The organism is candidate division WOR-3 bacterium (assembly GCA_011052815.1).
GTDB lineage: Bacteria > Hydrothermota > Tepidihabitantia > SM23-42 > SM23-42 > DRIG01.
Genome location: DRIG01000039.1, coordinates 24,429 through 39,410 on the forward strand (window position 1 = coordinate 24,429; position 14,982 = coordinate 39,410).

A 14,982-nucleotide genomic window follows, 5' to 3' on the forward strand; every position below is an offset into this window, starting at 1 on the left:
AATGATCGCTGACCATTTTAGCATATTTCACCTCCTGACTTTTTCCTTCTAAGATTATTGTCTCATCCTGAATTCCGGCCCCCGTGATTCCACTAATTGATTTTCCCCAGGACCCACTTTTCCACGAGCCTCACCTCTGGTGAAGGCGGGGTCAGGACCGAATCCACAGCCTCTTCCGCTCCAAATGCATATAGTGAAGTTCGCTCTACTTAAATTACTATGCAAAATCCGTGCCAGCTGAGAAATGCTTGAAATTACAGGACTTCTTTAAAAACCGCGAAATTTTTCAGGTTAAAAAGTGTGACATTTTGTCGCACTTTTTGAGGTATCGGCAAAACGTTGTCAGACAAGCGTTTGCTGAAGGGGGAGTGCGACATTTTGTCACACTTTTTTGAGGTGTCACACTTTTTTACAATATCTCCCGAAATTACGGGAGATTTAATCTTCAGGAGCTGTCGCACTTAAGGAATAAATCAAGGGAAAATGTAAAATAAACAGATTTTGGTTTACCTTACGATTTCATTTTTAACTTAGATCGTGCTGCCGGAAATAAAGTCTTTGTCAACAATACCGCCGGGATTAACTATGCAGTTCTTACCGATTGTCTTTCCGGCGTAGATAACCGCATTCTTTCCGATCACCGTGATCCCGGTATTCAGGTGCCCGGGATATCTTCGATTCGCGGAATTCCGTCCCTGACCGATTACCACCCTCCTGCTGATCTTGACCTGCTTATCAACGATCGTCTTGAACACCTGCGCACCCTCCTCGATCATCGTATCATGGAATACTACAGAATCAGTAACAAGTGCACCACGACCTATTCTTACGCCCGGCGAGATCACAGAGTTCTCCACTCTTCCTTCAATTACACAACCCCGTGCGATGAGAGAACTTCTGATTCGGGCTGACCGGCTGAAATAAGTGGCTGGCTGATCACCGACCTTCCCCCTCGTCACGGGGTTGGTCTTCACTCCCCATTCTGCAAGGTTCAAACCAGAGTTTCTTTTCAACAAATCCATATTCGTATTCCAGTAGGTATCTATGGTTCCGACATCACGCCAATACCCCTGATAAAAAAATCCGAAAATTTTATCTTTCTTCAACAGCAGAGGAAAAACGTCTCTGGCAAAATCCACGCCGCCTTTTCGGGCGACCTTCGGCAGCACGGATAAAAGAAGTTCTGAATTAAAGAGATAGACTCCCATAGAAGCAAGATTTGACTGCGGATGTTGAGGTTTTTCCTGCCAGTGAATTATCCGTCCCCTGTCGTCCACCTCAGCCAGACCAAAATGGCGGGCATCCTTTTCAGGAACCCGTATCAAACATATCGTTGCATCGGCTCCCTTCTCGATATGGTATTCAATCACCTCTTTGTAATCCAGGTGATAGATGTGGTCACCGGCAGCGACAAGAACGAATCTGGGGTTGAAGCCGCTGATGAAATCGAGGTTTTGATAAACCGCATCAGCGGTCCCTTTATACCAATCCGAGATCTCCTCACCTGTCTTCGGCGGTAATATTTCAACAAGGCGTGTTCTTCCAAAAAGGTCCCATGGTCTGCCGTTGTCGATATGTTCCATCAAAGAAAGCGGTTTGTACTGGGTCAGCACTCCCGCGACATCAATGTCGCTGTTGGCTATATTGCTCATGGTGAAATCAATAATCCTGTAGATCGCTCCGAAGACAATCGCCGGTTTCGCCCGCTGGCGTGCGAGTACATTCAATCGGGAACCGACCCCGCCGGCAAGCACCATCGCAATAACATCTTTTTTCATTGGATAACACTCCCCGCTTTGATTCTTGAACCACGGATCTCCGCTCCCGGGTAGATAACCGTATTCGCTCCGATCCTGGCACCTTCAGGAATGAAGATATTCCTGCCCAATACAGTAATCCCGGAATGCATAAGTTCTTTAAATTTTCGGGAAGGAATCCCTTTACCTTCATAACCGATTGTGACCTTTTCTTCGATGATGGAATCTTTGTCGCAGATCACCTTTTTTAATTTTGTATGACTTCTGATCTTTGTATCATGGAATATTATCGAATCGACCACCTCGGCGTTCCGTGCCACGACAACCCCCGGAGAAAGAATTGAATTCTTCACTGTTCCTTCTATGATACACTCATCACTGACGACCGAGTTCATAACCACACCATTTATATACGCCGGCAAACGGTCTTTATAAGTAGAACGTTCCAGAAGATTGGTTCTTACCTGCCACGCGTTCAAATCAATCTTTCCTTTCAACAATTCCATATTGGTTTCATAATAGGAATCGATTGTCCGGGCGTACGCCCAGTATCCCTTAAAGACATAGCCGTAGATTTTATTGTGAGGGATAATCGCCGGAATAATATCTCTACCGAATTCATGCGATCGGCGGCGTGCATTTGAACTTAAAACATCCATCAGAAATTCTCTTCTGAATATATATAAGGTCATAGAAACATAGTCTGATACAGGAGAAGACGGCTTTTCAAAGTATTTCACCAGCCTGCCTTTTTCCATAACACCGTACCCGAAGCGGCTGCTTTTCGTCTTAAGCTTTGCAAAACAGATTGTGGCGTCTGCCTTCTTCTCAATGTGAAAATCTATAAACGGTCGGTAGTCCATCCTGTAAATATGATCCGCCGAGGCAACCAGAATATGGTCGGGCTTGAATTCCTCGATATACGAAATATTTTGATAAACCGCATCGGCAGTCCCTTTATACCAATCTGAACTGTGCAGACCACGGTACGGCGGCAGAATACGGATTCCCCTTGTGCGGCCTATAAAATCCCAGTGTTCACCGGTTCCGATATGGCGTACCAGATCATGGGGACGGTACTGGGAAAGAATGCCGACGTTTTCAATCCCGGCATGCATTAAATTACTGAGGACGAAATCGATGATCCGGTAGATACCAAAAACCGGCAGCGCCGCCTTTGCCCGTTTTTCCGTCAGACAGAGAAGTTCATCCACCCTGCCGCCGGCGAGCACAAGAGCCAGAACTTTTTCCATAATCCAAATCATTATAAGAAATCACAGGGCGGTGTCAAGACAATCATCTTCTATATTGACATACCCTGTTTTTCAGATAACTTAACCTATGCATCGACAGACAAAGGCATATATCTATACCGGAGCGACGATATTGATCTGGGCGACCGTGGCGTCGGCGTTTAAAATCTCATTACGGTATCTGAATCATCTCCAGCTTCTGTTCTTCGCCTCTCTGTTCTCTTTAATCATTTTCTTCATTATATTATTATCCTCTAAAAGACTCTTCCTGTTGAGGAATTCCTCAAAAAAAGACCTTTTCCACTCGGCGCTGCTCGGTTTTTTAAACCCGTTCCTTTACTATCTGGTTCTCTTTAAAGCATATTCATTACTTCCGGCGCAGGAAGCCCAGCCCCTTAACCAGACCTGGGCGATAGTTCTCTCGATTATGTCAATCATTCTGTTGAGACAACGAATCACCTTACTCAACATATCAGCGCTCTTCATAAGCTTCCTCGGCGTCATCATAGTATCCACACACGGTGATATTGCAAATCTGAGATTCACTGATACCCTGGGGGTCGTCCTCGCTCTGGGCAGTGCGGTGATCTGGGCGCTGTTCTGGATATATAATGTAAAGGACCGACGTGATGTAATCGCCAAACTGTTCCTCAATTTTGCATTCGGTGTCTTCTTCATCTTTATCCTGCTCTTGATAACCGATAATCTCTCTCTTCCCGGTATGCCGGGATGGATCGGTGCTGCATATGTCGGAGCATTCGAAATGGGCATCACTTTTGTGCTCTGGCTCAGGGCATTGAATCTGTCAAAGACAACCGCCCAGGTCAGCAATATGATCTATCTCGTACCGTTTTTATCACTTATGGTAATCCACCTTACAATCGGTGAAAAAATTCTGAGTTCCACTTTCATAGGCCTGGTATTCATTGTTGCGGGAATCATCCTGCAGCGGACATTCTCTGAAAAATGATAGTAGCTCTAATGCAAATCTACTTGTGCGATTCCTGACTGCAGATGTTATCGCTCAAGCTGACGCATAGGTAAGGTCAACCATTTTACCACAATTTTCGGTAAAAAAACGATTAAAAATTAAAATTTAGGTTTTAGACCAGCCTGTTTACATAACTCGTTAGCAGTAACCCTATCAAGAGTTCTGTGTCTTTTTACTGGAATTGTTTTCTTATCATTGGTATATATTGAATGCTTCTTCCCTTCACGTAGCAAATAGAACCCATTTTTCTCAAGATATTTTACTAAATCCCGGCGTTTTATCGACATTTAAATTTCAACAGGAATCTGTTCGATAAGTGCCCTGCCAGCAGGAATTTCCTTATGCTGCTGTTTATATGCCTTTATCATTTCCTGCAAGGCATCTCTAAGCATTATTCTACAACTTTCTAAAGATCTACCTTCCGTTACAACCTCGGGCCATTCTATAAGTTGCCCCATATAGCCTGATCCGATTTTTGTATATTTAGCAGTATAATTACTTAGCATATTGAATTATACTAAAAGGTAAGCTTTTGTCAAGTACATCTAATGGACAGGATCATATTGACTTAAGATAAAAAAGAATTATAATTTCAAAGTCGGGAGGTTCTATGAATAAGCTGTTGCAGACTGCAATAATAATATCTCTCTTTCTGTTCTTAAAGGCGGAGTCCATAAAAGACGACCCCGCCGTTTTTAATATCAAATATAATGAGATGAAAACAGAAGAGATAAATATAAAAAGACAGAATCATAAATCCCGTCCATTGACGCCGCCTGAACTTTACCTTACCCTCACTCCTGGTCAGGATACAGTATTCGTATCTTTTACAGCGAACCAGCCTTTAGCCGCGGGATGGCTCGATACGAGTTTCTGCTCGGTGTATCAAAACTGGGACTATTGGTGGCTCAACACCCGGCTGGGTATCGACGGGCTCGATACGGTATATGTACTTGTTTCTCTTTATAATTATTCAAACTCAAACGAAAATTTTCACCGCGATGTTCTCGATTACACCGGCAACCTTATCCACCAGGACCCTGAATGGAACGGCTACCAAACCCAGCCCATTGTAAAGGACGGTGCCGGTAGAAATCACTATATCGGACATCCGGTTCTCGGCTGGTTTGACAATATGGACGCCGGGGTGGTGGACGATCTGAATTATATCTACACATCAAAAGCCGACAACACCGGTGACATCCTATTTTCAAAACTGGATTCAATCGGCGGGGTTATTTACGACAAGATACCTGTTGCAACCGGTGATTCAGCCCAGAGCTGGACCGGTGATTCCCATATCGCAATCAATTCCCAGGGTGAAATATACATCGCCTGGTCAAGGGACCTCCATGAGATAGTCTACTCAAAATCAGCCGACGCCGGTTCAACGTGGTCAGCGCCTGTACCCGTCGCCGACGATTTTGCTCATCAGGTGAATAAACCGGAAATCCTGATCAGTGCTGATGACTGTATACACTTCATATGGCAGCACTGGGACGGAACGCACAATCATCTTCTCTATAAAAAGCTGTATCCGGACGGAACCTGTTCTGTGGATACGACCAATCTGACCCCCGAAGGAACGGTTGAGGTGTGGGCACCGGAATTCGCCGTGGATTCAGATACCAATATCCACATCGTCTGGTCACCCTATTATCAGGGAAGTAACTCCCTCTATTATACCCTCATCAACGGCAAGTGTGACAAAAACGGTTTTTCCGCAGCCGACAGTGAAATAACGATCATTCAGGAATCCGCCTTTTACAGTAACGGTGAACAGAAAAGATACCCGAAGATCGTAATCGACTCGCTTGATTGTCCCCATGTGATATTCGACCAGGGCGGGTATGGAAGCGGTTTAACAAAGGCAGTCTATCATATTAAAAAGGTCTTCATCCCGCAGGGATATGTAATATACCCTGACTCGTCGGTTCACAACCTCATCATCGATACAACCGGCGGTTATACATCATCGTTTCCCACACCGCTGTTCGGTACTTATTTTGTAAAGGTATGGGCATGGAATTCAGCGGGCGAGGTCGGCTGGGATACCGCCTCGATCTTTATTTCCGGAATCAGCGATAACACACAAAAGAATTTCTTTTCGCCTTCTTATTCAATATCGCCAACGATCTCCCGGGGAAAGTTCACATTTCAAGCCGCTCTTTCAGCGCCATCGAGAATAGAGATCTCAATATATGACTGTATCGGCCGGAAAAGAATGGAACAATATAGTTTCAATTGTATTCAGGGGGTTAACAAAAAAACACTCGATCTTTCGCATCTGCCACCAGGGGTCTATTTTTTGAAGTTCAACATCCAAAAAGGGAGCGGTTTAAAAAAGGTTCTTTTGCTCGATTGATTCTTTCCGCAGCAGGCGGATAAACCTCTGGTTCAAAAGATGTGAGCTGTTCCTTGCGGTTATCTTGCCGACAATCTTTCTGTTAAGAACATACAGATCACCGAGCAAATCAAGTATTTTGTGGCGCACCGGTTCATCAGAGAACCTCAACGGTTCAGCCGCATAGATGCCGGTCTTTGTGATTCCGATACCATAGGGCGGTAAATTTTTAAGTCGCGCGTCACTGTCTTCGGTGAAGACGAATGTCCGGGCTGCGGCGATCTCATTGATATACGTCTCCCTGTCGATCGTTGAAATCAACCTCTGGGTCCTGATATACGGATGTGAAAGTTCCATATCGATGATAAACAGCTCATCTGTTGTGGGCTCGTATCGGATAAATGACGAGCCGTGTCTAACCTCCAGTCTCTTATTTAATCTCAATACTGGACCTGCGCCGGTTTCTTTAAACCCCCTTAATATACGAACAAACTCTTTGCTCGAACCGTCGAAAAAAGGCATCTCATTACCATAAAGGTCGATCCTGACGCAGAACAGCCCCAATCCATATAAAGCGGAAAAAAGATGTTCGACCACATTGGCACCCGGTTCCTTACCCAAGGAGACTGAATGATTCACCACTCTAATCTCTTCGATATCCAGTGGAATCTTCAGTGGCTGGTGTGAATTTTCGTGTAGATAAAAGAGAAATTCATTATTCGGTCTGATTTCCAGACTGCAGAATGTGCTGTTCAGACCGGTGCCTTCAATCTTCTTCATATTTTTGATAAAGACGGGCGAGTGCACGCAGAACAGTATCATGTCTACGTGCCGGGATGCCGGAATATCGCTCCCTGCCGGGAATCGATTTGAATACCGCTGATTTGGCATAGACGACCACATTATCTCCTATCGTCAAATGATCGCTGATTCCAACCTGGCCGCAGAGAATCACATCATCACCGATCTTTGTGGAACCGGCGATCCCGACCTGCCCCATAAGAATACAATTTTTACCGATCACCACATTGTGGGCGATATGGACGAGGTTATCGATCTTTGTTCCTTCTCCGATGACTGTATCACCGATAGTGGCGCGGTCTATCGTCACATTACCGCCGATTTCAACAAAATCCTTGATGACCACACCGCCGATATGTCTGATACGCTTGTACCTTCTCTGTTTGAAATAACCGAAGCCCTCTTTGCCGATGACTGAATGCGAATTCACCACAACGAAATTCCCCAACCTCGTATTTCTGTAAATGGTGGTATGGGGGTGGATCTCACAATTCTTTCCGATGCTCACCTTCTCTTCGATATACGAATATGCACCGATATACGTACCCGCGCCGATCCTGACATCATCATTGATAACGACAAAAGGATCAATTGTACAGTTCTTTGGTATAGAGACGTTCCGACCGATGATCGCAAGAGGAGAAATCTGTTTTTTCTTTTTCTTCTCCGCTAAAAATTTTAAAAGTATATACATCGCTCTTTTAGGTTCTTTAACAACGATTCCGCTTTTATGTTTTATTTTTTCAGCGGCGATCACGGCGCCGGCATCTGTTTTGTACTCCGGGTTAAAAAGAAATGTCAATTCATTCTTCTTTGCATATTCATGAGGCGCGATCTTTTTTATAATAAAATTCTTTTTACCGTAGAGTTCACCTTTGACTATCTTTTGGACTTCACTCAAACGCACGGACTATCCTATTCAGGAAAAGCCTTATTGTCAAGCGCAAATTCGAGGTTGACTTTTCCGATAAATTATTTAAAATAGAATCAAATCAAGGAGGAAAATTTGAATTTAAGCAGAACGATAAATTACTGGGAGACTAAAAAAGCAGCTTATTATCAATGGATGTATGGCTTGAGCCGGGCAAAAAGACTGTTTTTATGCCTGGGAATGGCGGCTGTCACCGGATTGTCGGCGCAGATACGTATTCCTTTATCATTCACTCCGGTCCCGATTACAGGACAGGTCTTCGTTGTACTCCTTACCGGAGTGCTGCTGGGTAATTTCTATGGCGGTTTTGCAATGTTTCTCTACTTTATCATCGGTTGCGCCGGCTTTCCATGGTTCACCGGAGCGACCGGCGGACTTCCCCTGGGACCCACTGCAGGATATATTCTTGGATTTATTCCTGCGGCGTTGGTTATCGGATGGATGACGGAAAAGTATAAAAGATCGCATGGTTTATTACCGCTCATCGGCTTGATGATGATCGGTGTTTTAATAATCTATCTCTGCGGCGCCGTCTACTTTGCGTTATTTATGAAAACCACAGTAAAGCAGACATTGATTATGGCGGTGCTGCCGTTCATTCCGGTCGATCTGTTTAAAGCGCTTGCAGCAGCTGCAGCGGCGAAGTCCGTTCTTCCAAGATCGTAGTCGCCCTGAGATAATTAAGAAAGCAACCTTGACATAATTATTTTTATCGGTAAGATAATTATATGAAGAGCCGAAATCTCAGCAACCCTCAATCCCGCCTTTGCAGAAGATGTTATATTAATATCACGGAGTTCGTGTCAGCCTATATATTATGTTAATCGAATTTTTTTTAAAATTTTTATTACTGGGAGTAATGATAATGAGTCAAAATTGCGAGAGTAAAGAAGAATACAGGGAATCAATCCATGCCGGTTCATGGTATCCAGGGAAGAAAGAAGACTTAACTTCCGTGATTAAGACATATCTCAAAAAAGCCCGTGCGCCGGTGCACGGCGAAATTCATGGATTGATCGTCCCCCATGCAGGGTATATCTATTCCGGTCAGGTCGCGGCGTTCGCCTATAAATGCCTGGAAGACCAGACTTTTGATGACGTCATCGTAATCGGACCGAGTCACCACCATGGATTCTACGGAGCATCGGTCGATACACTCGCCGGACGAAAGACTCCACTGGGTACGGTCGAGTTTGACGCAGAGCTCGCCCGAAAGATCATTGAGCAGGATAAGAATATTATTTATGATCCCTACGCCCACCTTGAAGAGCACTCAGTGGAAATACAGATTCCCTTTTTGCAGACCGTGCTCAAAAAATTCAAATTAGTGGAGATCGTTATGGGAAGCCAGGATTATAAAATCTGTGAGGCCCTCAGTGATGCAATCGTCAAAGCCGCAAAAGACAAAAGAATCCTTATCGTTGCGAGCTCGGACCTTTCCCATTACCATCCACAGGCGGCGGCAGAAGAACTCGATAATCTCGTGGTCGAATCAGTATCAATGTATGATCCTGAACTTCTTTATAGACGATTGAGTACGGACAGTTGCGAAGCATGCGGCGGTGCGCCGATTATTACGACGATGCTTGCCACGAAAAAACTGGGTGCCACAAGCGCAAAGCCTGTGATGTACGCCACAAGCGGCAATACATCAGGGGATTACAATCAGGTCGTCGGTTATCTGGCGGCTGTATTCTATAAAGAAAAAGAAAGTAAAGTCGGTGTTAATCTGGGATTTTCAGCAGAGGAAAAGAAAAAATTGAAAGAGATCGCCCGAAAATCGATCGAAGCCGCGGTAAAAGGGAAAAAGATGCCTGAATTCGAAAATATTCCCCAGAGACTAAAAGAACCTTACGGAATCTTTGTAACCATTAATCGACACGGCAGACTGCGCGGCTGCATCGGCCATATCATCGGAGACCAACCACTCTATAAAAATTGTCAGCAGATGGCGAGGGCGGCGGCCCTTGAAGACCCGCGTTTTTCTCCGGTGACTGAAAAAGAGCTGGATGATCTGGAAATAGAGATTTCAGTATTAACACCGCTGGAAAGGGTCAAAGATTTCAACGATATCGTCATCGGACGCGACGGCCTCTATATTGTGGTGGGTTATAACCGCGGACTTCTTCTGCCTCAGGTCGCGGCTGAATACGGATGGACGGTTGAGGAATTTCTGGAAGAGACCTGTCACAAAGCGGGCTTGCCTTCTGATGCGTATAAATTAAAAGATGCTGAAATATACAAGTTTTCCGCCGAGGTATTTTGAAAAAAGAGACCGTATTCATCGACCCTTATGACGACCTTGGTTATGCAAAGGTGGACCTGCATCGGGCAAAACGGAAAGGGTTTTCCGAAGTAGTATTCAGCGAAGGAAAAACGACAAAACAGATACTCGGCATCAGCGCCAGGATCTATAAAGCCAACAAAAAGGTCCTGCTCACCAGGGTCAGTCCCCGACTCGCGAAGGAATTGAAGAAGAAATACCGGAAAGGTAAATATTATAAAGACGCGCGCCTTTTCTATGTCGGCAGAAAACCGGCGCAAAAAGGACTGGTCGCCGTACTCACCGGCGGCACCGCAGACATCCCTGTTGCAGAAGAAGCCGCAGTTACCGCAGAGATAACGGGCAGCAAAGTTGAAAGAATATATGACGTGGGAGTCGCCGGACTCCATCGGATTCTTTCTTTTAGAAAAGAGATCGAGAAGGCACGGGTCTTGATTGTCGTAGCCGGTATGGACGGAGTTCTCGCATCAGTAGCCGGCGGACTCTTTTCCAAACCGATCATCGCCGTACCGACGAGCGTCGGTTATGGTCTGAGTTTAAAAGGAGTGACCCCGCTTTTGACGATGCTTAATTCATGCGCTCCGGGAATCGCGGTTGTGAATATCGACAACGGCTTCGGTGCCGGCTATCTGGCGTCACTCATAAATAAATTATGAAGATCTTATATTTTGATCCGATAAGCGGTGCAAGCGGTGACATGATTCTCGCCGCGTTGATCGACTGCGGCGTACCGATAAGATATCTCAAAGAAAAATTGAAGTTTATTCCCCGATGTGAATTGAAGGTGGTGCGTCTGCAGAAACAAGGTGTGAGCGCCCGCGGTGTGCGATTTAAAATAAATACAAAAATAAAAGAAGATAGATTCATCCCCCTGATAAATAAGAGTGATCTTACCCCGAAGATAAAGAAGGATGCGATAAAGATCATCAATCGTATTTTTTCGGTTGAAAAAAAAGTGCACCGCAGTCCCAGCCTCCATCTCCATGAACTCGCCGACGCCGATACTCTGCTTGACATCACCGGTGCCCTGGTCGCCCTGGATTATCTTCAGGTCGAAAAGATATATTCACGCGCCCTTAAAGCAGGTATCGGATTCATAAAGACACAGGAAGGCAATATGCCGAGTTTCAACTTTGCTACGGCAGAACTGCTCAAGGGATTTCCCGTCGAGTTCCTGCCCATTCCGGCTGAACTCACCACACCGACCGGTGCCGCCATTATCAGCACCATTGCAGAGCCGACCAATAGACTGGTGTTTTCAAAAATCCATGCGGTCGGTCTGGGAGCCGGCACTTACAATCTGAAAGATTACCCCAATCTCATGCGGATCTTTATCGGTGAATCCATCGGCTTGATTGAAGACGAATGCACGGTCATTGAAACCAACATCGATGATATGAATCCTCAGGATTATGAACTCGTTTTCGATAGATTGTATGACGCCGGTGCCCTGGAGGTCTTCATGACACCGGTGATAATGAAACGCTCCCGACCGGGTATTCTCTTAACCGTTCTCGCACAGGATAATATCGACGGAATAATGCAAATCTTGCTCACTGAAACAACAACCTTAGGAGTGCGATTCACAAAGACCAGCCGTCGGAAAATAACCAGAAGCATAAAAAAGGTTAAATCACCTTATGGAACCATTCGGATAAAGATCGCTGAATTCAATCAAAAGATGAAATTTTCCATTGAATACGAGGACTTGAAAAAACTCGCCCTGCGAAGCGGCTGTTCAATCCAGAAGTTGCGCAGTGACCTTATATCGTTTGTCACCCGGGAATTGAACAAAGGCCATTATGAAAACTTCTGAAAATACGGAAAATCGCCTCCAGCGGGTAAACGAATTTACTAAAAGATTGTCTAAATATCGAGAGTTAAGTGACGAAGAACTGGTGAAGCTGGTGAAAACCGGTGAAATCGAACCTTTTGATGAACTGGTAAGGAGGCACCAGGTTAAAATTCATGATCTCTGTTACAAAATGTTGAGAAATTACGATGATGCAAAGGACCTGGCACAGGAGACATTTTTGAAGGCGTATCGGAAGATAAATAAATTTCACGAGCGGTCGAAATTTTCAACCTGGCTTTATAGAATTGCGGTCAACAACTGTCTGAATTTTCTGAAGAAACAGAGACCTATTGAAGAACTATATGAAGAGATAACCGGCTCAGGGCACGACGATCCAGTACAGATATACAAAGGAAAGAAATTCAGAGAAAAGATAAAAGCTGCCGTGGCGAAATTACCAGAAGTCCAGAAAGCGGTCTTTACCCTGCGTACACTTGAGGATCTCTCTTATCAGGAAGTCAGTGAAATTTTGAAAAAGCCCATAAGTACGATAAAAGTCAATCATCATCTTGCAGTCAAGAATTTACGAAATTATCTAAAAGGAAAGATATGAACTGTCTCGAGATTCAGGAAAAAATCATTGATCTCGTAATAGGCGACCTTACCGCGGAAGACGAGCTCGCTATCCGTGAGCATCTTAAAAAATGTCCTATCTGCCGTGAGGAATTCCAATTTATCAGTGACTGTATACAGTGCTGGTCCATCCAGGAAACAGAGATGTGTGAATATTATTTCCAGGACACCTACTGGGATAACTTCGTCATGTCTGTGCACGAAAAAATCAGCCATGAGAAGATCGAAAAAAGATTTCCGTTTCACATCGTCATCCCGGTAGCGGCATCGGCACTCCTCGTCGGCGTGCTCGGTTATTATCTTTTCTTTAAACCTTCACCCAGGGAAACCGTGGAACAGGTCCCTTCATATTATGAATACGATCCATATAATGAGATGGACGAACTCTCACCAGAACAGACCGAAGAATTCATAAAGATGATAAACCAGCAATACGGAGAATAAAAGAAAGGACAGTATCAGACGTGGATATAACCTTTGTCGGAGCCGCAAGGACAGTAACCGGTTCACTCCATCTTTTTGAGTATAAAAAACAGAAATTTCTCCTTGAATGCGGTTTATACCAGGGCCATCGTGATGATGCCGAAAGAATAAATAAAACATTTCCTTTTAAACCGAAAGACATAAAGGCTGTACTCCTTTCCCACGCCCATATAGACCATTCGGGCAACCTTCCCAACCTCGCTAAGCGGGGTTTTGAAGGACCGATTTATTGTACTGCCGCGACAAAAGACATCACCTCTCTTCTTCTTGTTGATTCAGCGAAGATCCAGGAATATGATATTGAATTCGTCAATAAAAAACACCGAAAGAACGGGCTGCCGTTGAAAGAACCCCTCTACACAGTTGCTGATGCGGAACGGGTGTTGAAGCAGTTCTCAACTATTGAATACGGGCAGACGTTCGAACCGATTCCCGGGGTGAAAGCGACATTCTACGACGCCGGCCATATCCTCGGCTCCTCAGTCATTCTGCTGGAAGCGGACGGCGAGAAGATTCTCTTCAGCGGTGATCTCGGCAGGAAGAATATGCCGATCATCAAAGATCCGACCGTGGTCAACGACATCGATTATCTCATTCTGGAATCGACCTATGGAAGCAGAACACACAAATCGTTTGAAGGGATGACCGCCGAATTCGAGAATATCATCAAAGAAGGAAAGAAACGAGAGAGTAAGATCATCATCCCCGCTTTTGCGGTGGAAAGAACCCAGCTGCTTGTAACGATGTTGAAGACCCTATCTGATGCAGGGGCATTGAAAGGGGTCCCTGTATATGTGGACAGTCCGCTGGCGATGAATGTAACCGAGGTCTTTCGAAAACACCCGGAGTGCTTTGATAAAGAGACATACAAAATTTTTGAAGACGGTGACCCGTTTGACTTCCCTGAATTGACCTACATTACAACCAATGAAGAGTCAAAGAGTCTGAATGCTCGCCGGGGTCCGATGATAATTATGTCTGCATCCGGGATGTGTGAGGGCGGCAGGGTGACCCACCACCTCATTCACTCGATTGAGAACGATGATAATATAATCGTAATGACGGGTTTCCAGGCACGCGGCACCCTCGGACGCAGAATCCTTGACGGTTTTGAGAAGATCAGGATCTTCAATGATGAATACCGTGTGCACGCAAAGGTCTATTTTATGGGAGGATTATCCGCACACGCCGACAGCAATGACCTTCTGGAATATGTAAAAGACTGCGGAGGAAAAAGATTAAAAAAAGTCTATCTTATTCACGGCGACATTGAGGAGGCGACTGCGCTCCAGAAAAAGATCGAGACAGCAGAACAGATCGATGTAAACATCCCCCAGACAATGACCCACATCACGATTTAGCTCTGATTCTGAATCCTTTTTATTCTTTATTATAGTTCATCACTTCGGTCTTTTTATACTCTTCAGCCTCAAACCTTATTGTCATTTACCACAACGCCCGTCCGATTGTGCATGATGGTTAACCTTCACATCTGCCCATAAAAGGCAGAAGATAAAGGTCAATATTGCTAAACTCACCCTCTACGCATTTACGCTCTAATCTAATATATCCATCGGTTAAGGCAAAAATGAAGGTATCGTGCCATAGTTTTTATAATGTTTAGATTTGATCTCCACAGCGACGAAAACAATCTTACTGAAATGGGTTCGATTATTCAAAATTGGGTGGTGGAAAAATAGGGTTTGAAAA

15 protein-coding genes are annotated in these 14,982 nt (G+C 44.8%); 9 read left to right on the forward strand and 6 right to left on the reverse strand.

Annotation, left to right across the window (positions count from 1 at the left end):
* Positions 1 to 530: 530 nt before the first annotated feature.
* Entirely contained in the window at positions 531 to 1,778 is a 1,248-nt protein-coding gene (locus tag ENI34_03755) for a glucose-1-phosphate adenylyltransferase (protein HEC78241.1), read from the reverse strand.
* The gene (locus ENI34_03760; protein ID HEC78242.1) at positions 1,775 to 3,022 is read right to left on the reverse strand and encodes a glucose-1-phosphate adenylyltransferase; all 1,248 of its coding nucleotides are present in this window, start codon (positions 3,020 to 3,022) and stop codon (positions 1,775 to 1,777) included. The genes ENI34_03755 and ENI34_03760 overlap by 4 nt, the downstream gene beginning before the upstream one ends.
* Positions 3,023 to 3,098: 76 nt before the next feature.
* Between ENI34_03760 and ENI34_03765 the strand changes: the two genes are divergently transcribed.
* Positions 3,099 to 3,980: a DMT family transporter gene (locus tag ENI34_03765; GenBank protein ID HEC78243.1), complete on the forward strand. Its 882-nt coding sequence runs from the start codon at positions 3,099 to 3,101 to the stop codon at positions 3,978 to 3,980.
* 119 nt (positions 3,981 to 4,099) lie between these two features.
* On the opposite strand, the gene ENI34_03770 is transcribed toward ENI34_03765, so the two are convergent.
* Complete coding sequence (locus ENI34_03770) at positions 4,100 to 4,288, reverse strand: type II toxin-antitoxin system HicA family toxin (GenBank protein HEC78244.1); 189 nt, start codon at positions 4,286 to 4,288, stop codon at positions 4,100 to 4,102.
* Positions 4,289 to 4,507: a type II toxin-antitoxin system HicB family antitoxin gene (locus ENI34_03775; GenBank protein HEC78245.1), complete on the reverse strand. Its 219-nt coding sequence runs from the start codon at positions 4,505 to 4,507 to the stop codon at positions 4,289 to 4,291. It lies immediately after the preceding gene.
* Between the two features lie 104 nt (positions 4,508 to 4,611).
* Here ENI34_03775 and ENI34_03780 point away from each other — a divergent pair, with 104 nt between their 5' ends.
* Positions 4,612 to 6,366: a T9SS type A sorting domain-containing protein gene (locus ENI34_03780; protein HEC78246.1), complete on the forward strand. Its 1,755-nt coding sequence runs from the start codon at positions 4,612 to 4,614 to the stop codon at positions 6,364 to 6,366.
* Here ENI34_03780 and ENI34_03785 read toward each other — a convergent pair.
* Together ENI34_03785 and lpxD are read right to left on the reverse strand one after the other, a co-directional pair.
* Entirely contained in the window at positions 6,340 to 7,167 is an 828-nt protein-coding gene (locus tag ENI34_03785; protein HEC78247.1) for a hypothetical protein, read from the reverse strand. The two genes, ENI34_03780 and ENI34_03785, sit on opposite strands and share 27 nt — an antisense overlap.
* Positions 7,112 to 8,053, reverse strand: a complete 942-nt coding sequence (lpxD, locus tag ENI34_03790) for a UDP-3-O-(3-hydroxymyristoyl)glucosamine N-acyltransferase (GenBank protein ID HEC78248.1) — start codon at positions 8,051 to 8,053, stop codon at positions 7,112 to 7,114. Before lpxD ends, ENI34_03785 begins: the two co-directional genes overlap by 56 nt.
* Before the next feature lie 99 nt (positions 8,054 to 8,152).
* On the opposite strand from lpxD, the gene ENI34_03795 reads away from it, so the two are divergent.
* The 7 genes from ENI34_03795 to ENI34_03825 all read left to right on the forward strand — a co-directional run bounded on the left by ENI34_03795 (position 8,153) and on the right by ENI34_03825 (position 14,633).
* A complete protein-coding gene (locus ENI34_03795; protein ID HEC78249.1) occupies positions 8,153 to 8,743 on the forward strand; it encodes a biotin transporter BioY in 591 nt (196 codons plus the stop codon).
* A gap of 151 nt (positions 8,744 to 8,894) precedes the next feature.
* A complete protein-coding gene (gene amrB, locus ENI34_03800) occupies positions 8,895 to 10,343 on the forward strand; it encodes an AmmeMemoRadiSam system protein B (GenBank protein ID HEC78250.1) in 1,449 nt (482 codons plus the stop codon).
* Positions 10,316 to 11,017: a nickel pincer cofactor biosynthesis protein LarB gene (gene larB, locus ENI34_03805; GenBank protein ID HEC78251.1), complete on the forward strand. Its 702-nt coding sequence runs from the start codon at positions 10,316 to 10,318 to the stop codon at positions 11,015 to 11,017. The genes amrB and larB overlap by 28 nt, the downstream gene beginning before the upstream one ends.
* A complete protein-coding gene (gene larC / locus ENI34_03810; GenBank protein HEC78252.1) occupies positions 11,014 to 12,177 on the forward strand; it encodes a nickel pincer cofactor biosynthesis protein LarC in 1,164 nt (387 codons plus the stop codon). Before larB ends, larC begins: the two co-directional genes overlap by 4 nt.
* The gene (locus ENI34_03815) at positions 12,164 to 12,769 is read left to right on the forward strand and encodes a sigma-70 family RNA polymerase sigma factor (protein HEC78253.1); all 606 of its coding nucleotides are present in this window, start codon (positions 12,164 to 12,166) and stop codon (positions 12,767 to 12,769) included. Before larC ends, ENI34_03815 begins: the two co-directional genes overlap by 14 nt.
* Complete coding sequence (locus ENI34_03820; protein ID HEC78254.1) at positions 12,766 to 13,233, forward strand: zf-HC2 domain-containing protein; 468 nt, start codon at positions 12,766 to 12,768, stop codon at positions 13,231 to 13,233. The genes ENI34_03815 and ENI34_03820 overlap by 4 nt, the downstream gene beginning before the upstream one ends.
* A 20-nt stretch (positions 13,234 to 13,253) precedes the next feature.
* Entirely contained in the window at positions 13,254 to 14,633 is a 1,380-nt protein-coding gene (locus ENI34_03825) for an MBL fold metallo-hydrolase (protein ID HEC78255.1), read from the forward strand.
* Positions 14,634 to 14,982 lie beyond the last annotated feature (349 nt).